The sequence below is a fragment of the Enterococcus malodoratus genome (genome assembly GCF_027659535.1).
GTDB classification, from domain to species: domain Bacteria; phylum Bacillota; class Bacilli; order Lactobacillales; family Enterococcaceae; genus Enterococcus_A; species Enterococcus_A malodoratus.
Genome location: NZ_JAQDPG010000001.1, coordinates 456808 through 478131, shown reverse-complemented (window position 1 = coordinate 478131; position 21324 = coordinate 456808). Strand labels below are relative to the sequence as shown.

At 40.0% G+C, this 21324-nt stretch carries 20 protein-coding genes; 16 read left to right on the top strand and 4 right to left on the bottom strand.

What is annotated here, in order from left to right:
- Positions 1-200: 200 nt before the first annotated feature.
- Positions 201-1778: a C39 family peptidase gene (locus PGP85_RS02340; protein WP_270325850.1), complete on the top strand. Its 1578-nt coding sequence runs from the start codon at positions 201-203 to the stop codon at positions 1776-1778.
- A 198-nt stretch (positions 1779-1976) separates the two neighbouring features.
- Positions 1977-2651: a methyltransferase family protein gene (locus PGP85_RS02335; protein WP_270325849.1), complete on the top strand. Its 675-nt coding sequence runs from the start codon at positions 1977-1979 to the stop codon at positions 2649-2651.
- Between the two features lie 107 nt (positions 2652-2758).
- On the opposite strand, the gene PGP85_RS02330 is transcribed toward PGP85_RS02335, so the two are convergent.
- Together PGP85_RS02330 and PGP85_RS02325 are read right to left on the bottom strand one after the other, a co-directional pair.
- Complete coding sequence (locus tag PGP85_RS02330; protein ID WP_270325848.1) at positions 2759-3454, bottom strand: DUF2461 domain-containing protein; 696 nt, start codon at positions 3452-3454, stop codon at positions 2759-2761.
- Positions 3444-4298: an RNA polymerase sigma factor gene (locus PGP85_RS02325; RefSeq protein WP_270325847.1), complete on the bottom strand. Its 855-nt coding sequence runs from the start codon at positions 4296-4298 to the stop codon at positions 3444-3446. The genes PGP85_RS02330 and PGP85_RS02325 overlap by 11 nt, the downstream gene beginning before the upstream one ends.
- Before the next feature lie 229 nt (positions 4299-4527).
- Between PGP85_RS02325 and PGP85_RS02320 the strand changes: the two genes are divergently transcribed.
- From PGP85_RS02320 to pnuC, 10 genes are all read left to right on the top strand, one after another.
- Positions 4528-5382 carry an AraC family transcriptional regulator gene (locus tag PGP85_RS02320; protein WP_270325845.1) on the top strand — a complete coding sequence of 285 codons (855 nt, stop codon included), beginning with the start codon at positions 4528-4530 and terminating at the stop codon, positions 5380-5382.
- Positions 5383-5777: 395 nt separating this feature from the next.
- Positions 5778-8549, top strand: coding sequence for a sigma 54-interacting transcriptional regulator (locus PGP85_RS02315; protein ID WP_270325843.1), 2772 nt, complete (start codon positions 5778-5780; stop codon positions 8547-8549).
- Between the two features lie 79 nt (positions 8550-8628).
- Positions 8629-9048 carry a PTS sugar transporter subunit IIA gene (locus PGP85_RS02310; RefSeq protein WP_034709157.1) on the top strand — a complete coding sequence of 140 codons (420 nt, stop codon included), beginning with the start codon at positions 8629-8631 and terminating at the stop codon, positions 9046-9048.
- 20 nt (positions 9049-9068) lie between these two features.
- A complete protein-coding gene (locus tag PGP85_RS02305) occupies positions 9069-9539 on the top strand; it encodes a PTS sugar transporter subunit IIB (RefSeq protein WP_090403913.1) in 471 nt (156 codons plus the stop codon).
- Between the two features lie 19 nt (positions 9540-9558).
- Positions 9559-10347 (top strand): PTS mannose/fructose/sorbose/N-acetylgalactosamine transporter subunit IIC, encoded by a 789-nt coding sequence (locus PGP85_RS02300; protein ID WP_270325841.1) that lies wholly within the window; start codon positions 9559-9561, stop codon positions 10345-10347.
- On the top strand, positions 10331-11158 hold the full coding sequence (locus PGP85_RS02295; RefSeq protein ID WP_371198868.1) for a PTS system mannose/fructose/sorbose family transporter subunit IID: 828 nt from the start codon (positions 10331-10333) through the stop codon (positions 11156-11158). Before PGP85_RS02300 ends, PGP85_RS02295 begins: the two co-directional genes overlap by 17 nt.
- Positions 11159-11173: 15 nt before the next feature.
- Entirely contained in the window at positions 11174-12229 is a 1056-nt protein-coding gene (locus PGP85_RS02290; protein WP_270325840.1) for an SIS domain-containing protein, read from the top strand.
- A 19-nt stretch (positions 12230-12248) separates the two neighbouring features.
- Positions 12249-13253 carry an SIS domain-containing protein gene (locus tag PGP85_RS02285; protein ID WP_270325838.1) on the top strand — a complete coding sequence of 335 codons (1005 nt, stop codon included), beginning with the start codon at positions 12249-12251 and terminating at the stop codon, positions 13251-13253.
- Between the two features lie 211 nt (positions 13254-13464).
- Positions 13465-14172: a deoxynucleoside kinase gene (locus PGP85_RS02280; protein ID WP_270325837.1), complete on the top strand. Its 708-nt coding sequence runs from the start codon at positions 13465-13467 to the stop codon at positions 14170-14172.
- A gap of 55 nt (positions 14173-14227) precedes the next feature.
- Positions 14228-14971: a nicotinamide riboside transporter PnuC gene (gene pnuC, locus PGP85_RS02275; protein ID WP_270325836.1), complete on the top strand. Its 744-nt coding sequence runs from the start codon at positions 14228-14230 to the stop codon at positions 14969-14971.
- 48 nt (positions 14972-15019) lie between these two features.
- Here pnuC and PGP85_RS02270 read toward each other — a convergent pair whose 3' ends face one another.
- The gene (locus PGP85_RS02270; RefSeq protein WP_270325834.1) at positions 15020-15916 is read right to left on the bottom strand and encodes a hypothetical protein; all 897 of its coding nucleotides are present in this window, start codon (positions 15914-15916) and stop codon (positions 15020-15022) included.
- 229 nt (positions 15917-16145) lie between these two features.
- Between PGP85_RS02270 and PGP85_RS02265 the strand changes: the two genes are divergently transcribed.
- The gene (locus PGP85_RS02265) at positions 16146-17603 is read left to right on the top strand and encodes a sensor histidine kinase (RefSeq protein WP_270325832.1); all 1458 of its coding nucleotides are present in this window, start codon (positions 16146-16148) and stop codon (positions 17601-17603) included.
- 71 nt (positions 17604-17674) lie between these two features.
- Here PGP85_RS02265 and PGP85_RS02260 read toward each other — a convergent pair whose 3' ends face one another.
- Positions 17675-17956, bottom strand: a complete 282-nt coding sequence (locus PGP85_RS02260) for a metal-sensitive transcriptional regulator (protein WP_090403901.1) — start codon at positions 17954-17956, stop codon at positions 17675-17677.
- A gap of 136 nt (positions 17957-18092) precedes the next feature.
- Here PGP85_RS02260 and PGP85_RS02255 point away from each other — a divergent pair, with 136 nt between their 5' ends.
- The 3 genes from PGP85_RS02255 (at position 18093) to PGP85_RS02245 (ending at position 21313) form a co-directional block, all read left to right on the top strand.
- Complete coding sequence (locus tag PGP85_RS02255) at positions 18093-19010, top strand: alpha/beta fold hydrolase (protein WP_270325828.1); 918 nt, start codon at positions 18093-18095, stop codon at positions 19008-19010.
- Positions 19011-19188: 178 nt separating this feature from the next.
- The gene (locus PGP85_RS02250; RefSeq protein ID WP_010742173.1) at positions 19189-19725 is read left to right on the top strand and encodes a PadR family transcriptional regulator; all 537 of its coding nucleotides are present in this window, start codon (positions 19189-19191) and stop codon (positions 19723-19725) included.
- A gap of 52 nt (positions 19726-19777) precedes the next feature.
- Positions 19778-21313 (top strand): MFS transporter, encoded by a 1536-nt coding sequence (locus PGP85_RS02245; protein WP_270325826.1) that lies wholly within the window; start codon positions 19778-19780, stop codon positions 21311-21313.
- Positions 21314-21324 lie beyond the last annotated feature (11 nt).

Genomic DNA, 21324 nt, shown 5'->3' with positions numbered 1-21324 from the left:
TTTCTCTGATGGCTTTTTTGTTTGGGAAAATTTAGATGAAAAGTCATATATTATTCAGTACGCACTTCAAATAATCGAATTTAATAACAAATATCTGTTATATTGACTAAAAATTTGATAAAATACATTTGTATTTATAAAAGCGATTAATTTCCCGAATAGATAGTTGTTTTTTTCGTTCTGAAATCAGGAGGCGCAAAATGGAAAAGAAACGTTTTAAAATGTATAAAAAAGGAAAGAGTTGGGTAATAGCTCCAATCATTTTTCTAGGTATTTTGGTTGCGACAGATTTGGCTGTAGATAAAAATGAAGCTTATGCCGCTGTAGAAACTGCTCAAATCCAGCAGGTAGCAGAAGATGTTCCAATTGAATCGACTACTAATGAGGCTGTAGAACAACCAGTTGGAGGGGAGTCAGAAACAAGTCACGAAGATTTGGTGATTAGTGACCAAACTAAAAGTGTTGAAGAAAATGAGCCGCAGCCAGTTGTTACTGAACAACCTGAAACTACAGTAAATGCGGAAGCAAAAACAGATATTGAACCGGATAAAGAAATAGATAAAGAAATTCAAGCGCCAAAAGAGGCTGTGACAGAAGTTTCAACGGAAGAAGTCGCGGACGAAACCGTGTCAACAGAGTCCACTGTTGAAGATTCAAAGGCAGAAACGACTTCTGATTCTGAGAATACACCAGAGGCGCCCACCAATGACTCAACAAAAGCGGTTGAGAACCAAACCGTTCAGTCTTCGAATAAGGCTGCGACACAAAGTTCTGCAGCCACAGCGAGATCCGCCGCAGCAAAAGCCGCGAAAATCGCAATCTATCGAGTATACAATCCGAATTCTGGTGAGCATCTGCATACAATGAATGCGGGTGAACGGGATTACTTAGTACGTCTTGGTTGGCGAAATGAAGGAATTAGTATGTATGTGGATGGAACCGGAAATCAACTCTATCGACTGTACAATCCGAATTCTGGTGAACATTTTTACACATTGGTTGCGGGTGAACGGGATAACTTGAAGAAGCATGGATGGCGCTATGAGGGGATTGCCTGGAAAACGCCTAAAACAGGTCAACCAATGTATCGAGTCTTCAATCCAAATGCACGAGGTGCAGGATCACATCATTACACGATGCTAGTCAGTGAACGAAATGATCTGGTCAAAAGAGGATGGCGAAATGAAGGAATTGCTTGGTATACGGCAGGAGGTTCACAAAGTGTCGCTTCTTATGTTCTGCTAAATGCACCATACATCAATCAAAACAGTGCTGGTTTTCCAATGGGGTGCGAGGCCGCATCACTGTTGCAGGCTTTGCAGCAAAAAGGCTATGCAAAAAATTATAATCTAAAAAATTTCATCAAGGAAATGCCGATGTCGCCCAATAACAATCCTAATAATGGGTTCTCCGGCAGACCAGATGTGATTAAGCCTAATATTTATCATTCTATTTATGCTAAACCATTAACGCAGTGGGGGAATAAATATGGTAAGGTGGCAGATATCTCGGGAAGTTCTGTTGAGACATTAAAAGATGAGCTGCGGAAGGGCAATCCGGTAGTTGTTTACGTAACGGGAAATTATGCTTCGCCGCGCTATGGAAAATATTGGTGGGGAACTGGAATCGATAATGCGCATGTTGTAACATTGGACGGCTTTAATGAATCAAACAATACCTATCACATATCTGATCCAAACAGCGGAAAATATTGGGTTTCTGCTAGTAAGTTTGAAGCAAGTTATAATTTGAGAAAATCCGCAGTTGTGGTGAGATAACAAAAATATAACCGATGTATCTATGAATACGATGGTTTATCGGCGTTTTTCATGATTAAACTACTCCAATTTATTTTAAAAAAGGACTTTTCACTGATTTTCGGGTGAAAGGTCTTTTTTATTTTGACTGGAAGACATACAATTTAAGAGAGGGACTTACGTATGTAAATACAGCTGAAAGGATCGGAGTGAAAGAAGTTGAAAGCAAGACATTTATTAAAAACAGCGCTTTTTAAGTTTGTTATCGGTTTTATAATGTTGGGGATACTTCTGTTTTTTCCCGCAGGATCGTTCACATTTTGGAACGCTTGGCTATTTATCAGTCTATTATTTCTGCCGATGATTGCTTTGGGCATCATACTATGGCTAAAAGCCCCGGACTTGTTAGAAAAAAGGTTGAATACGAAGGAACGGGAAACTGAACAAAAAGAAGTTATTGCGGGTTCGTTGATCATGTTCATTTTAGGTTTTGTATTAGCGGGATTGGACTTCAGATTTAAATGGAGTCTGGTGCCCGATTGGTTAGTCATCATAGCGTCTATTGTATTTTTGACAGGCTATCTGCTGTACGCAGAAGTTATGCGTGAAAATGCCTATCTTTCAAGAACAGTAGAAGTACAAGAAGATCAAACCGTTATCGATACTGGATTATATGGGCTCGTCAGACATCCGATGTATTTTGCGACGTTGCTAATGTTTCTATCAATTCCATTCACTCTAGGATCATTGTTCGCAGTGCCAATTTTTTTGATCTATCCTTTTTTAATAATTAAGAGAATAATGAATGAAGAGGCGATACTGGCGGAAGAATTAGCTGGTTATAAAGAATACCAGAAAAAGGTAAATTACCGGTTACTTCCATACATTTGGTAATTCTTGTTAAAATGATTTTGAGAAAAGAATTCTATCATTTTTGACACTAAGTAGTCCTTCCTATTGAAAACCAATAGCGCGTTTCAATAGGAAGGACAGAGAGTTTATTAAATTCTTCTATCTGGGAAGCGAAAGTCTTTCAACGCTGAATTTAAGAAGTGATTGAAGTCTTTCATCAATAAGAATTTTTCAACAGCATCTGCTGTAAAGTCCTTAGATGTGAGGATTTCTTGATCGGTTAAGGGAAATTCCAAATACATATTTTTGTATTTTAAATAATCAGCGATGGAAGAATCGGTGAATGCCTCGTATCCGCGAGGCATTCTTTTTAGCTGTTTGCCCAGTACAATGAACTGCTTTTTGAACTCAGAATTCTCAATGATGTCAAAAAAAGCTGTTTCATGTTCGATCAATGCTTGACGAATCAGCTTAGTCGCCTCAGAGAACATGTCCGCAAATAGTCCGCCGCCTAAGAAGGACTGATTGTTCGGCTTCAAAAAGATAAAATAGCCACAAGGAATCGGCAGCTTTCCATTTGGTCCGATATGTGCACGCAGTACAGGATTGTATGGTGATTTATCATAACTAAATCGGGTGTCGCAATTGAACTTGAAAGTTAAGTTTTTAGCTGGGATCAACGGAATTTGAGAGTCCCTTTCATGAAGGATTTTCGAGAAGCTATCAACGATCTGATTAAATTCTTGAATAATCTCTATCCGTTCTTGTTTAGTTTCATGGAACCATTCCCGGTTATTATTCTCTTCTAAAGCGGAGAGGTAGGTAAAAATTTTATCATAGGTCATAGATAGCATCCTCCTTGATTAAATCTGAGAATTGCTTTGATACAAGAAGCTCGTTCAAAAAGAATTTGGGGTTGAAGGTAGATTGGTAACAAGACAGCGTCTCGAATAGGAGTGTTTGTTCATCTAGAAATTCCATATTCTTTTTTTGTTGGAAAATCTCTGCCAAATCGAGTCTTTTTAAAGAAGAAAAGTCAAGTTGTGTCGGATCGAGTCGCTTTTGTTTGATCGCAAAAGGAATTCTTTTTCTGCAGTCGCAAATTCCGCCGGCAACTCCGCAATAATCAGTTAAAAATGATCCCATTCTTTTTCGCGTGCGAGAAAGTTTTTTTCGGTAAGCATCTGGTGTGATGTTCAACAGCTCACTTGCTAGCTGACTGTTCATTTTGAACATCGTTCCTAAAATGAACACGCAACGATCCTGTGGACTCAAGCATTGCAGCATGATATTCGTACAGGACAGTTTCAATTCCTCCGCCAGTTCTGCTGTTTCTAAGTCATCGAAGGCCAGATCCATCGTTGGGAGCGGTTGTTCAAGGTCTTTTTCCATAAACTCAAAGGTTGACTGTTCACGAAACCCTCTCTTTTTATGATCGGTTATTAAATAGTTGACAGCGATCCGATAAACCCAAGTACTGAAGCGACTTTGCTGCTTGAACGAAGATAGATTGCTGACAATTTTCAAGAGAATTTCCTGAGTGGCATCCTCTGCATCATAGATATTTCCTAGCATTCGTAAGGACAGATTGAAGATACTGTCTTTTACCTCATTCAATAATTCTGTTAGTGAATCGACATCTCCTGCCAATGAAGATTGCACTAACAGTATTTCACGTCTGTTCTGCATCTCTATTTACCTCCTTTATTAATTAGACAAACAAAAATGGTAGGTGTGACACAAAATCCGAATTTTACACCTTTATTGTGTCAGATTCCTCTGAAACTGGCTATAGGAATTTTTGCTGACAATGAGTTGAAATGTTTTTTTGAATGTTCAAATCCGACTTTTTCTTGCACGTTATTGTCGGATATGAAATAGTTAATTATTATACACTTTAATTGAGGAGGGAACGATGATGGATAATCTTGAAAATATGAAAAGGGCGATCGACTATATCGAAGAGAATCTTGCTGGAGAGATTGAGTATCCTAAAATTGCACAGATAGCTTTGTGCTCTCAGTATCATTTTAAACGAATGTTTGTGTTTCTGATTGGTACTCCTTTATCAGAGTATATTCGGCGCCGCCGATTGACGTTGGCTGCCTTGGATTTACAAAATACTGACGACAAGGTTATTGATATTGCTGTGAAATATGGGTATTCTTCGGCGGATGCTTTTTCCCGCGCTTTTCAAGGAATGCACGCTGTGACACCTAGTCAGGCTCGAAAAAAAGATGTGCGTCTCAAGGTGCAGCCGCGGGTGTCATTTACTTTGTCCTTGAAAGGAGTTATAGAAATGAATTATCGAATCGTTGAAAAAAAAGCTTTTTCAATTGTTGGTATAAAGGAACGGTTTTCTTATGTAGAAGATCTAGGCGCAAGTGTTGGGAAAATGTGGAACAGTGTTTCCGAGAAATTGATGGGGAAGCTGCTGCCTTTAGCTAATGCTGAGCCTGGTGGTCTGGTCGGCGCATATAGTGAAATGTATGAAGACAACACCACAGACTACTATATCGGTGTGATTACTACTGAAGATTGTCCTGCGGATTTCGTCAAGTTGGATATAGCGGCGCAGACTTGGGCCGTTTTTGAAATAGAAGGAGCGTTACCAACTGCTATGAGCGAGATTTGGGGAAGAATTTTCTCTGAATTTTTTCCGACGACCGATTATCAGCACACACCGTCACCTGAGATTGAATGGTACTCACAAGGAGATATGAGCAGTTCGACGTACAAAAGTGAAATTTGGATTCCAATTGAAAAGAAATAATCTGTATTTAATTGTTTTTAGAAATAACAATAGCGATCATTTAAATTGAATTGAATAGCAATTAAAAAACGGACGCAACCATTTGCATCCGTTTTTTTATGGGTACGGTTTTTAATCAAAAAGGTTCGTTGTCTATCATGACAGATGCAACACTTTTTCCAACAGTTTAGAAATCCTTTTAAAAGTGTTGAAAATCTTTGAATATTTCCTTATCTAGTAACTAATCATAGAGATAGTCAGTGTTTGGCATATTAATTGCGAGATAGAAAAAGAAAGAATTGACCGCAATAGATAACACTGCAAGGAGCATTTTTGCAATTTTATTCATTCGAAATTAAAAAAACAGGATTGACTTTGGATGCGCTTTTTTTAAGATAGAGAAAGGAGGAGAGTCTATGAGAGAAGAATTATTGCAGTATTTGAAAAATCAAACCGCTTTTCTCAACTTGGATGACTTAAGTGAATTGTTTACGGCATCGAAGTTGGCTGAAATATTTAAAGTAAAACGAAATACGGTGAGCCAATACTTGAATCAGTTAACTGAGACCGGCGAGCTAGTCAAAATAAATTCGCGCCCAGTCTACTATTTTCATAAGGGCGCTTTTGAAAAACAATTTTTTGTTTTAAAGGAAAATCACTATGAAAGTGTTCGTGCTATTCAAACTGAGCAGCCGATGTTTGGAAAAGAGCAGGAGCTTTTCTCACTTTTGATTGGTCATGATAAAAGCTTAAAACGTGTGATTGAACAAATCAAAGCGGCTCTCAATTATCCTGATGGCGGGTTGCCTGTTCTGATCAATGGAGAAAGCGGTACGGGGAAGAGCTATTTAGTTAAACTCATTCATCATTACTGTGTCCAAAAGGAACTTTTGCCTGAAGATGCACCATTCATTACGTTGAATTGTGCTCAGTATGCGAATAATCCTGAATTATTGACCAGCAATCTTTTTGGAAGCGTGAAGGGGGCTTATACCGGAGCTGACTCGGATCGTAAAGGAGCCTTTGAAGCGGCGGATGGCGGCATCCTGTTTTTGGATGAAGTTCATCGATTGAACGCAGAGGGGCAAGAAAAATTATTCACCTATTTGGATCAAGGTCAAATCTATCGAATGGGGGATACAAATCATCCAATCACTGTTCATACAAGATTATTCTTTGCGACGACGGAAGAGCTGACGAGTAATTTTTTAACCACTTTCATTCGACGAATTCCTATTCAAACAACCATTCCTTCCTTACAACAAAGAGGGCGAAATGAGCGTTTAGAATTGATTTACTCCTTTTTACTGAATGAACAAGCTACCATCCGGCGTGATTTAATCATTAGTGGTCAAACACTGGAGCTTTTGGCCAGCGGAAATTTCAAGGGCAACATTGGTGAGTTGAAAAATATTATTAAGGTGATGGCCGCGAAAGCTTTATCCGAGAGTGAACCCAATCAGCCAATCAAATTGACCATTTATCAGCTTCCGGAAGCGTTACTGTCAATGAATCATCAAAGTATGCAAACGGCTTTGCCTGCAGAAATTTTGATTCATAGTGATTCGAGACTAGATAATTTAATGCTGACGAATACTCAAAGTCAAAAAAGAGTGGAGGATTCGTTTGCTAAAATGATTTTGGCGTATCAAGAGGCGCAGGGGCAACTAGTGGATTGCCAGCTAAAGCTGAAAGGGCTTGTGGATCAGTTGTTTGATTATCTACTTTTTGAAACGGATCGTCAGCAGAAGCATGAAATGCTGCTGTATATGACACAATATGTGCGTGAGACTTTTCGTCAAATGGAAAGTGCGTATCAGATCAAATTTAATGGAAACAGTGTTTATGCGGTAGGCTATTACTTATTTCAAAGAGGCGCTGGACGCTGGTTGCCAGAAGATCCTCATATTCGTGAATTGATTCGACAATTGGAAAGACAAATCTCCGAGGCCTATCCCGCAAGTTATCACTATGTTCAGAGAATCTTGGAAATGTGCAGGCCTAAGATCGACATTGAAATATCCGCGATGGATCGAATTGTTTTGACTTTGTATTTAAAAAAGGCCGATTGGATCAAAGAACAAGGAATAGCTAAGGCCGTAATTGTCGCCCATGGCTATGCGACCGCCAGCAGTATTGCCAATGTAGCCAATCGATTTTTGGAAAATGATATTTTTGAGTCTTTCGATATGCCATTGGATGTGACGCCGCAACAAATTGCGGAAGAAATTCTGGATTACAGCGAAAATAATGATATTTCAAACGGGCTAGTGATTTTGGTCGATATGGGCAGTCTAAAAGAAATTTACCAATACTTTCCTAAACAAATCAACGTGCCGATCGTGATCATGAACAATGTCACCACCCCGTTGGCTATTGCGATCGGAGAAAATATCAAGCAGCAGCGAACATTGAACGAAATAGCCAGCAAATCGGCGGCGGAAGCGACATTTGATTGGGAAATTATTTATCCAGAAGAAAATCGAACGAAGGCGCTGCTAACAACATGTCAAACGGGGATTGGAACTGCTGCGCAGATTTGTCATTTATTGGAAAAAAGTTTGCCGAACTCCTGCGAGCTAAAAATCGTCCCGTACGAATTCCGGGTTTTAGCAGAAAAGAAGCAGGAGGAGACAGTCTTTTCAATCTATGATGTTCTTGGAATTATCGGGACCGATGATCCACAGGTCGCAGAAATCCCGTATTTGTCTTTGGAAGAATTAATCTCAGGTGATGAGCAGCAAGTTCTGACTGAGTGGTTGGCTCCAGTGATGACTCCAGAAGAAAATCAAATATTTAATACCAATGTGATTCGTAATTTTTCTCTGGAAAAAGTGATCGATTCTGTGACGATTCTAGATACCGATAAGGTCATGAGTGAGATCGATCTATTTATGCGTGATTTAGAGCTGGCCGGAAAGATTCAGTTGTCCAATGCGAAAAAACTCGCATTGTATGTTCATGTCAGCTGTTTGATTGAACGCCTCATTCGAAATGTTCCGATTGAAACGTATGATGGTTACTCGGATTTGTATCAGTGTCAAAAAGAACTGCTGAAAAACATTAAACAGGCATTTAGTGTCATTGAGCGAGATTATAGTGTCACGATCCCAGATTCTGAGCTCGCCTATATTTTTGATATTGTTTATAAAAATACAGATTCAGCGATGAAAGATGAAGAATTTTAGCAAAGCAAGCGGTGCGCCACTAAAGTTGGCACGCCGCTTGCTTTTATTAAAGTGTAGACAGATTGCGAGGTGAAAAATGTTGGAAAGAAAGCTAGTTCTGGCATCACATGGAAAATTAGCATCAGGAATGAACTCTTCATTAAGGCTGATTTGCGGAGGAATTACTCCCATCGAAACGCTAGATTGCTATCTAACAGAAGATTTTGATTTGGAAAAAGCGGTCAGTGAAATAATGGAACGTCATCGTGATCATGAATTAGTGGTTGTGACAGATTTGTTTGGCGGCAGTGTGAATAATGAATTTTTAGCACATATCAATCGAGCGGACTTCTATTTAGTTGCTGGGATGAACTTGCCCTTTTTGGTTGAATTTGCGATGCAGTTTCAGTTAGTTGATTCACTTTCTAAACTGATTGAAACGACTTTGACAACGGCTAAACAATCGATTCAATTTTGTAACCAATTAATCAGCAGTGAGATAGAGGAAGAAGATTTTTAAAAAGCATAGGAGGAAGAAAAATGATTTTATTAACAAGAGTAGACCATCGTTTGCTGCATGGACAAGTAGCCTTTTCTTGGACTCAAGGTTTGGGAGCGGATTGTATTTTGATCGCTAACGATGATGTTCCAGTAAATGAGATTCGAAAGACGACCATCAAGCTGGCTAAACCCCAGGGCGTAAAATTGGTTATCAAAAACATCGAAGATTCGATTGCGGCATTACAAAGCGGAGTAACCGACAAGTACAAATTATTTATCGTAGTGGAGTCTATCGCTGATGCGAAAAAATTAGCTGATGCCCATCCGGAGATCCAAAAAATCAATTTAGGCGGGATCAAAGCCAAAGAGGGGACGCGCAGTATTGGAAAAGCAGTGAATGTCTTGCCGGAAGAGGAAGGCTTATTGAAGGAAATGGTTGATCACGGGATCGAGGTTGAAATTCGCCAAGTCCCGACAGATAAAAAAGTGGCTGTCACTGAAGTTCTTTAAAAAGAAAGGTTGAAGAAATATGCTCTTTCAAGCAATTTTACTTGGGTTAGTTGCCTTTATCGCTCAGTCTGAGTACGCGTTAGGGACCTCGCTTTTATCTCGCCCGATCGTTACCGGGTTATTTACCGGAATCGTACTGGGAGATATGAAGGCTGGAATTATCATGGGTGCGACATTGGAATTAGCATTTATTGGTTCGTTTTCTGTAGGCGCAGCGATTCCGCCCGATGTCGTTACTGGCGGCGTTTTAGGAACAGCTTTCGCGATTACGGCTGGTGCGGGTACGGAGACTGCTTTGTTACTTGGACTGCCGATCGCGACACTAACATTGATTTTGAAAAATATTTACTTAGGAATCATGATTCCTGTCATGAACCAAAAAGCCGATAAATATGCGGAAAATGGCGATTATAAAGGTGTCGAACGGATGCATTTGACAGCCGGCTTTGGACTATCGTTGATGCTTGGTTTAGTGGTTATGATCTCATTCATGGTTGGAAGCAAAACGGTCGGGAATTTATTAGATATGATTCCAGCGTTTATTCAACACGGTTTATCGGTAGCTACGGGATTGATCCCGGCACTCGGGTTCGCGATGCTGGCACGTTTATTGATCAACAAACAAGTCGCGCCGTATTTCTTCTTAGGCTTCGCTTTGGCGGCTTACTTAGAAATTCCGGTTACTGGAATCGCTATTTTGGGTGCGATCGTAGCGGTTGTTGTCGTGAATATTATGAATATACGTGGTGGACAGAATAATAGTGCACAAACGTCAACAGGGGAGGTAGTTGATGATGATGACTTCTAATGAAAATAAGGAATTGAAGATCACGAAGAAGGATTTGAGTAAGGTATTTTGGCGGTCATTCCAAATGGAATTCTCATGGAATTATGAACGTCAAATGAATCTCGCCTACTGCTATGCCATGATTCCAATTCTGAAAAAATTATATAGAACCAAAGAAAGTATGTCCTCTGCTTTGAAACGTCATTTGGAATTCTTTAACACGACACCGCATATCGTGACGTTGATCTTAGGAATAAATGCGGCGATGGAGGAAGAGAACGCCAATGATGCCAATTTTGATGTCTCCACAATTGATAATATCAAGACCTCGCTGATGGGACCATTGGCTGGGATCGGCGACTCATTCTTTTGGGGCACACTGCGTTTGATCGCTACTGGTGTGGGAACGTCGCTGGCAGTGCAGGGAAATATTTTAGGCCCGATTTTATTCGTCTTGATCTTTAATATCCCACATTTATTGTTCCGTTATTTCGCTACATCTTGGGGTTATAAGCTTGGAACAGGCTTTTTAAAGAAAATCCAGGAAAATGGCATGATGGGCAGTTTGACACTTGGTGCCTCAATCATCGGGTTGATGGTCGTGGGCGGGATGACCGCATCCATGATCGATATTAATATTCCATTGAAGATCGGTACAGGTGAAAACGCAGTGACGGTTCAAAGTATTTTTGATGATATCGTACCAAGAATCCTATCCCTTGGAGCTTTTGGCGCTGTCTTTTATCTATTAAAAAAAGAAGTGAAGGCACTGACTATTTTACTAGGATTAGCTATTTTCGGCATCCTAGGTTCATGGATCGGTCTCTTTTAAGAATGGAGGATTAGTATGACAACGATGACGATGCTTGATTATATCAATCAAGAGCAGGAGACATTGACGAACATTTTGCAGATGTATGATTTTTCTAGTGATCCAAGTTTAGCCAAGATGGGCACCGTAACGGTCTTGGCGACTGGCTCCTCCTTTAATGCCTGTTTATCGGCTAAAATTGCTTTCGAAAAACTCGCTGATGTCAGCATCACGATCGAGGAGCCCTATAATTTCAAACATTATGGTCGATTGATCAAAGGAACGGATACGATTATCGGTGTCTCACAAAGCGGAAAAAGTGCGTCTACGATCGATGCTATGCAGAATCTGCATAAAAGTGAGATTCAACGGATCGTTTTAACCAGTGATTTAACGAGTCCGATTGCTCAGGTGGTCGATAAGGTAATCGATTTGAATATGGGCATTGAAACAGTCGGATTTGTTACGAAAGGATTTTCAGCGACAGTTATGCAATTGATCCTGTTGGCGATCAAAGTCGGCGTTTCGAAAAATCAGATCGATGAGCAGCGATTGGCAGAGTTGAAGCAAGAGTTACTGGAAATAATCAGCAGCATTCAAAGTGTGATCGATAAGTCCAATGTTTTTTTTGACCATCACGAAAATCTGCTGAAACTTGGCGGTCGTTTTGTGGCGTTGGGCTACGGACCAAACTGGGGTGTGGCGAAGGAATTTGAAACAAAGTTCACTGAAACGGTTCGCCGCCCAAGTCAAGGCTTTGAATTAGAAGCGTATATGCACGGGCCTTATCTGGAAGCTGATTGGGAGCATACATTATTCTTCATCGAAACGCCTAGCGTAAACCAAAGTCGATCGCAAGCATTAGCAGATTACATGGACAGTTATGTTGGAAAAATCTTAAAAGTCACGACAGAAAAAAGTTCGGATGCCGCTGTTTTAGGCTTAGATATCACTATTTCGGAGATATTCTCTCCATTATTACTGATCATTCCTTTCCAATTGATCGCCTATCGTACCGCAACGGTAAAAGGAATTGATTTGAGTAAACGAATTTTTGATGATTTTGATTCTGTATTAAAAAGTAAAATATAAAAGTTGAGGAGTTTATAACATGTTGAAATTTGATGAGCAGCAACAGATTGAGGATATTCAAGGCGCGTTGGAATTACGTCCGCAGGTAGAAAAAATCATTGATGAGGTTTGGGAAAAAGGCTACGACAATATTTTTTACTTAGGGATTGGCGGAACTTATGCTTCGGCTATGCAGGCGGTAACCTATGTCAATGGACGCAGTGATTTACCTGTCTATGTGCAGCATGCGGCGGAATACTATACGACAGGAAACCGAAGACTGACCAAAGATTCGTTGGTGATCCTTTCCTCTGTGACAGGAACAACCGAAGAAGTGGTAAAAGCAGTCAATGAAATCAAAAAGGTCGGGGCTACGTTACTTGGTTTTGTTGACACAGCGGGAACAAGCTTAGCTGAAAGCTGCGATCATGTCATCACCTATCCTGCACCGGGAACAGAGCAGATTAAATTCTTTATGGCGGCGGATCGTTTGTTGAAGAACAATGGCGACTTTCCTGATTATGCAGACTATTATGGTGAGTTGGAGCAATCTCTAGCGAAAGGGCTTGTTGAAGCAGAAAAACAAGCGGATGAGTTTGGGCGTGAGTTTGCTGAAAAACATCGCCATGATGCGATGCATTACTTTATCGGTGCCGGAAATCAATGGGGAGCCGTATACTCTTATGCAATGTGCTACTGGGAAGAGCAAAGCTGGCTGCGTTCGAAATCAATCCATGCAGCAGAATTCTTGCATGGTACATTGGAAATTGTTGATGAAACAACAGCAGTAACGCTATTCTTGGGCGAAGATGAGCAGCGTCCATTGGCGGAACGAGTGAAAAATTTGTTGCCGCGTATCTGTGGAAACTATACATTGATTGACTCAAAGGATTATCCGATCGAAGGCATCAGTGAAAAAAATCGCGGCAGAGTTTTGCCGCACTTATTAATGCATTGTGTGACTCAACGAATCGATGCTCATGTTGAAAAACTGAATTGTCATCCTTTGGACATTCGTCGTTACTATCGTCAGTTTGATTATTAATCACCGAAAACCTCTTTGCTTGAGCATTGAGGTTTTTTTAATGTACAAAAAGGCAAGAAAGCACCTTCATTATTTGTTTCTCGACAACACTATATATTGTGTTGTTTATTTACATATCACTAAAAATACACAAAATCTAGACTTTACTTCAAAAAAATTTAGGAGTACTATTATCAAGGATTTAAAAGAAATAATTAGTTATTGAGAAGGGATGGATGAAACGATGCTATTAATAGCTGGCACGATTGGTGCGGGTAAAAGCAGTTTGACAGATATGTTGTCGCAGGAAATGAACTCAAGACCATTTTATGAGAACGTGGATGATAACGAAGTACTGCCATTGTTTTACTCGAATCCAGAAAAATACACATTTCTATTACAAATATTCTTTTTAAATAAACGTTTTTTGGCGATGAAGGATGCCTTAAAACAAGCAGATAATGTGCTGGACCGTTCAATTTATGAGGACAGTCTGCTGTTTCACTTGAATGCCGATCTTGGTCGGGTAAGTCAAGATGAGGTGCTGCAATACGACAATTTACTAGATACTATGTTGAAGGAATTGGAGCACACCGCACCGAAAAAAAGACCGGATCTGCTAGTTCATATCAAGGTTTCTTTTGATGTGATGCTGGATCGGATCGAAAAACGCGGACGTGATTATGAACAAATCGCCGCGAATCCTGAGCTGTACGACTATTATCGAATGGTCAACGAGCGCTATCAGCAATGGTATGACAATTTTGATATCTGTCCGAAAATTCAGATTGACGGAGACCGTTACGATTTTGTGGCTGATCCGCAAGCAGCAGAGACAGTGATCAAACAGATCAAGGAAGAGACAAACAAATTGAATCTTCAGGAGCCTAAACACTCCAGCTATTATTCAACTGGGAATATTGAAAAAGGTATTTTTTAGTATTTCCATTTTTCAAAACAAAAAAAGAACGACCGTTTTTTAGAAGGAGCCAATCATGTTAAATTATTTCAAATTTTTACTTCACCAATTAAAAGGGTGGCCGCAACAAAATTATTATCTCTTTTTCTTCAGCTTAGGGTGCCAAATCATGACTTTAGTCAATCAACCCTTCACACTGTTGACAGTGATCACATTCATCGGAACAACTGTGGGTGTATTATGTATTCTTTCAATCAATGCTGCTAAGTCAGTGAATGGTGTGCTAGGGATTATTTCTGCAATCTGCTTTATTTATGTCGGTTATTCAGCAAAAAACTATTTAAGTATCGGTGAACAGATCGCCTATATGATCACGCTGGATATTCCGGTGCTGCTAAGCAAAGAATGGAACCACAATATGGCGTCTAAAATTCGGAAATTTACTGGAAAAACTTGGTTTACTGCCATTATCAGTACCATTGTCGTCTACTTCGTTTCTGGTTATTTGATCCAACGCTTCACGGATGATCCACGTCCTTGGGTTGATGCAATTGCCTTTTCAATCAGTTTGAGTGCAGGAATTATCAGCTTCTTACGTTACAATAATCAATATTTCTGGTGGCTGGCTTCAGGACTTGCACAAATGGTTCTTTGGTACATTTCATTCAGACACGGCGCCGCAAGTTTGGCGATGTTTGTAAATAGTTCGGTGTATCTGATCAATGATGTTCTGGCATTCACAGTTTCCCCATGGTATAACAAGAAAGAACGGGAAAGAATGCAGCAGATGGAAGAAGAGTATTACCATTTGAGTCACTAATAAAAAATGACCTTGATGACATGGAGATAGTCGTCAGGGTCATTTTTTTTATTCTAAGAGCCATTCCATTTCATCAGTAATCCATGTGCCGGGCTTTTTGATTGGATCAAAAGGAATCCAGGAACTCTTCATAAAAATCTTTTCGGATTGCCAAAAACCATTATCCTGTTGCTTCTCTTTCAAATAGTCTAAGGCTGCCTGGCATTCAGCACGATCCAACAAATCCTCTGTCTTCATAACGCCTAATGCTTCAATAATATTCGTACGATAGGGGTAAGGATAGAAAAGCGTGATTAGATCATCATATAAATACTCGTCGCTGTTTTGATGAAAAATAACGCGATGCGCCAAAATATAGTCCAATCCTTGCTGCAATTTTGTTTGTAATCCAGGATAATCGCCGTATTTAGCAGTATACTCTGAAAGAGCCTTAACCGATTTGACTAAACCATCATAGCAGGGAGAATTTCCAACACATCCGCCAAAACGATGAAAGAGATCCTTGCCATGCCAGTTTGAAGCAATATTCTTACCGAATGGAAAATAAGAAATGATCCACTGAATCCCTTTTTCCGCCCATTCTTTTTTTCCGGCGCGCAGGAAAATCAATGTGCAAATCGCATTGTGGCATGCTAAAACACCGGATTGTTTTCCCGTTAATGAAAAACCTTCAGCGTAATTTATATAGCTGTGCAGCGTTTCTAACATTGTTTGGACTTGCTCCATGCGTTCGAAATAGGGGATTTCTGATAGTTCGATTAATAAAAATTCTAGTTTGCGCAGCCCTGTAAAAGTATCTGTACGATATGGCTCGGCCAAAATTTTAGTGATGACCTCTGAATTTTCTAAAAGCTTTTGGATTTCAGATACGTCTAACACGCGCTTATCCCGCACGTATTTTTTTAAAAGCAACGCGGAATCTACGTTGGATTCATCAATTGTCACACCAGCACCTCGCAGTTTTTTTTCGTTCGAAAATGATATATGCGTTTCCAATCCTTTTAAGTGTAGCATTTTGCAGGTGGATAAAAAAGCTGATTTTATCATATCGGCCAGACGGACTGTTCTTACATTAAATAAGAAAATTATTTGATTTTTCAATGAATTCCGCTTTTTTGATTTGATAATAAGTTATTGTAAGGGTAATCAATAAACTGAATAGAAGAGGATGGTTATGAAATATTTATATCAGCAGTTATTAGCTTTCTGGTTACTTATTATTTTGACGATGGTGTTAATTGGTGTTTCTTTTACCAACATTAATAAACGTACATTGGTCAATCAAAATTATAATCAAATTCGTGGGTACCTGCAGTCCGTCGGTAATATTCTAAGTAAGCCGGAAGTAAACGAATTTGAAAGCTCGTATAATTATTTGAGCCCGGAAGAACGATTAGTAAATTCCTTGTACTATGCGGAAACGATTTTAGCGAATCAAAGTATTAATTTTGTGTTGATCGATAATCAGAAAAAGGTGATCTATCCAGACAGTATTTCTACTATTTCGGATTCTATTTTAGATGATTCAGAAAAACAGCAAATAGAACAAGGCCTCCCGGTAATGAAAACAATCAAACGCGACTTCAACGGAAAGTCGAATCAAACCTCGTATGTCCTTTCTAAAGTAGTTTTTTCAAATAACATCGATGGGATCTTGATAGCATCAAAATCAGCTCACGATCTGGAATACAGTGAGAAATTAATTTCGGATAATCTGCTGAAGGGATTTATCATTTCCTCTCTGTTTGGCGGAGCAATCAGTTTTGGGCTGGCAGCCAGACAAGTCAAGAAAATCAACGACCTAAAACGAGCAGTGAACCAAATTGCTAACGGAAATTATGAGATCGAGATAGAAGAGAAGAACAGTAAAGACGAGTTTAATGAGTTGGCCCATGATTTTAATAAAATGGCGGTGGCTTTGCAGGATAACGAAAAGGAAATCGTCAGGCAGGAAGAATTACGTAAACAGTTCATGGCCAATACCTCGCATGAGATGCGAACGCCGCTGACCACGGTCAAAGGGCTGCTAGAGGGGCTAAGATACGATGCCATTCCGGAAGCACAGAAAGAAAAGGCGATTTTACTGATGCAAAATGAAACGGACCGATTGATTCGATTAGTGAAGCAGAATCTAGATTATGAAAATATTCGAAGTCAGCAGATCACGTTAACGAAAACACCATTCAATGCAACGGAAGTGATCAAAAATATTCTTGCTCAGTTAAAAGAGAAGGCTGCTTTGATGAACGATCAATTGCTTTTGCTAAACGAAAAACCGATAGAAGTGTACGCGGATCATGACCGCTTCATTCAGATCATGGTGAATGTGATTCAGAACGCGATTCAATTTACCGAGGACGGAACGGTAAAAATTAATCTGCAAGAAGCAGATCAGGATATTGTTGTGACGGTGGAGGATAATGGTATCGGAATGACGGAAGAGGAACAAAAAAATATTTGGGATCGTTATTACAAGGTGGACCCATCTAGAAAAAATACAAAGATAGGCGAGTCGGGACTCGGATTATCGATCGTGAAAGAGCTCGTGCGGCTTCATGGCGGAACAATTGACGTAACCAGCCAAAAAAAGGAAGGAACGACCTTTACGATTCGAATACCGAAGAAAGACTAATAATTACCATAGTAGTTGAACCCAAAAGGAAGGAACGACTGAAATTTTCAATCGTTCCTTCCTTTTAATGTCTAGTTCATTTTATTGTACTGTTTAATGACTTCTCGCAATTGCTTTAGCTCATCATCCAACGAGGCGCCGTCAGAAACATTCATCAACGAATGATCTGCTTGTGCTTCAAGTAAGATCTTGCTAATGCCTTGAATCGCTGATCGTGCAGAATTCAATTGAATCAGAACTTCATTGTACGGCTTTTCTGCGATAATCATTTTTTTGATTCCACCTACTTGTCCTTCGATGCGATTAATGCGAGTGACAAGGTTATCCACTTGGTGCTCAGGTAAATGGCTCATTCATTTTCTCCTTAGGAATGCAAATTGTTCATGCCCATAAAAGATATCACGAGGAGAGTGTTTTTGTAAACGGCTGGTATAGGTATTTAAACTATTTGATATACTTAAGTCAATAATAAAAAAGGGGAATGAGACAGTGTGGGGTTATTTACTTTTACTAATAATTGTTGGCTTCATTGGATTTGAATTATATCAATTTAGACGTGATATCACAGCCGCGTACGTTCGATTGAATCGGTATGAAGTGAAAGCATTGAATACCAGTTTTGGAAAAATGAATTATCTTGATGAAGGTTCAGGTGAAGCAATAATTATTGCTCACGGGATTTTTGGCGGTTACGATCAAGGAATGACGAGTCTTCGTCAAGTAGTCGGAGATAAACAACGAAAAATAGCTCCTTCGCGTTTTGGCTATATCGGTTCAGATTTGCCGGAAAAGCCAACACCGAAGAATCAAGCAAAGGCTTTTATCGAATTGATGGATCAATTACAGATCAAAAAGGGGTATGTTTTGGGGACATCAGCGGGAGGGGCGACGACTTTACGAATGGCATTGGATTATCCTGATCGTGTAAAAGGCGTTATTCTTTTGTCTTCTGGCGCCCCAGATAAGAAACGAACACCAGCAGAGGTCAAAGAGATGGGATTGCAAGGACCGCCAGCTTTTATTGTGAATGATTTTATCCTATGGTTTACGATGAAACATTTTGGATTTGTCTTTAACAAGATGATGGGATCAACCGTTTCGACCAATAGTTTATTCGAAACGATGCTGCCGGCTACTCCAAGACAAAAAGGTGTTAAGGCCGATGGTGAAGTAACCAATACGGATATGACTTTGAACTATGACGAGTATCCGCTAGAGCAAGTTCAGGTACCGTTATTAGTTTGTCATGCGAAAGATGATCCAATGGCAAAATATGAACAAATCGAAAAGTTGCTTCAACGAGTCGAGGCCGACACCGCGATTTGCGAAACGGGCGGTCATACAATAGACGGCAACGGTGATTTTGTTGATCGAGCTATTCGCGGATTTATTGAGAAGACGAAGTGATTAGATTAGACGAATTCTTTTGAATTCGTTTTTTTGTTGGTCAGAATTATTGAGTCAAATCTTCTGATAATTGTGTTTAGAAAGACAAAATACTTTTCCGTTGACAATGTGTCTAAAAGACCTATAATAAGTGAGGCAATATATCTAAAAGACTTATGAAGTTTGTCGGAGGGAGGGTATGATGTACGATTTACTGCTGCTGGGTTCATTGATTCCAGATGATAAAACGGGCTATAAATTACAAAAAATTGTCGGATCATCTTTGCAGCCTATGCGTAAAGTTTCTAGCGGCGTGTTGTATCCATCACTAGAAAAGCTGGAAAAAGAAGGTTTAGTCACTTCAACGTTGCATGAAGAAGGACGAAAAATGAAGCTCTGGCATATCACTGAAAAGGGTGTAGATCGCTTTATTGAATTGATGAAACAAAAAATACCTTCTGATGCGAAACGTAATGTCACGCAGCATTTCAAATTACGTTCGTTAGATAGTGTAACACTTCCGGAGCAATTGAGGATTTTGGAAGAATTTCGAGGGTTTATCGAAGAGGATTTATGCTTCTATCAAGCAGCGCAAGCGGATATGGAAGCCCATCAGAAACGTTTTCCGGAAAGAGCGGAACGGTTTCATGTTTTGGTGGAGGCTTACGAATTGGATATCCAAATTGCGAAAGCAAAATTAACTTGGATTAAGAAACAAATCGCTGATCGGAAATAATTTAATGAATCGGCAGATTGCTAATTATAGCTAGTAGGAGTGCGAAAAATATATGAAAGATTCTTCAAAAAAATGGTTCTCATTAATCGCGATGTCTTTAGGTGTTTTCATGGGGCTTTTGGATGTCACGGTTGTAAATGTGGCGTTACCAACAATGCAAAAGGCCTTCAATGAACCTTTTGCTCAATTACAATGGGTATTAAATGCTTATACATTGGTTTTTGCTGTTACGTTGCTGATCGTTTCAAAAATGGGAGATATGTACGGGCGCAAGAAAGTCTTTTTAGCCAGTTTGATCCTATTTGTGATCGCTTCGGTAGTTAACGGCTTCGCACCTACATTATTGATTTTAGATATTGGCCGCGGTATACAAGCGATCGGCGGCGCAGGGATGATGTCCCTATCGATGGCGCTGGTGGCCTCCAACTTTGACGGCAAACGGCGTGGCTTAGCTCTAGGTATTTTGGGCTCAGTTATCGGATTATCTTCTGCCTCAGGTCCGTTGGTTGGCGGGCTGCTGGTCGATGCATTCGGTTGGTCCTCTATCTTCTTTATCAACTTACCGATTGGTATCATTGCGGTTTGGATGACGATTCGTTTTGTCAATGAAACCCCAAGCTATGGAAAAGATCAGAAAATTGATTTTATCGGTATGATTTTATCCGCAGCCGCACTGTTTAGTGCGATTTATGGGTTGATCCAAAAGGAAACGCATATCAACTGGGCTTGGACAGACTTACGCGTTGGCGGCTGGTTAGTACTAGCTGTCGTTTTCCTAGCGTTGTTCATCTATGCGGAAGCAAAGGTTCAAAACCCAATGATGAATTTGAAGATGTTTAAAAACATCAACTTTGTCGGTTCAGCTCTGGTGGCCTTTGCTTTAGGTTCAGGCATTTATGCGTTTAATACGTATCTTACAGTATTGATGCAAAATTATATCGGCTGGTCGGCCTTTGATACCGGGATTCGTCAGTTGGCTTTATCCGTTTGGTCACTGATTTTAGGTCCGGTCGTAGGAATTCTGGGCAACAGATTCTCGAAAAAGTGGATGATCGTAGCTGGATTATTGATCAGTGGGGCAGGCTTCCTATTCTTGATTGGACAAATGTCTCCAACAATGGGTTACGCACAATTATGGCCAACATTAGTCATGATCGGTATTGCTAATGGGATCGTAAACCCTCTGTTGAATTCAGCTGGTTTAGAAGGCGTCGCACCGCATGAAATGGGAATGGCTTCAGGTTTGCTGAATGTGTTCCGTCAATTTGGGACAAGCTTCGGCGTGGTAATCTTAGGTTTGGTCGAAGCGAATCGCTACGCAGATGTTGTCAATCAGCATGCGGCCGGTCTGCATTTACCAGCGAAATTGACTCAGGGATTGATCAATGCAGGACCATTTTCGGGTCATCAGATCGCTTTCTCTGATGCCATAAGCAAAGCACCATTTGCCCACGAACTGCAAAAAGTTGTTGTTAATGCTTTCGATAAAGGATTGGTTCAAATTTGCTATGTGGCTGGCGCGATCGTTTTGATTGGAGCCATTGGAGCAGCGTTCTTTATGCGTGAAAGCAAAGAAATAATCGAGTAAAATACAAATCA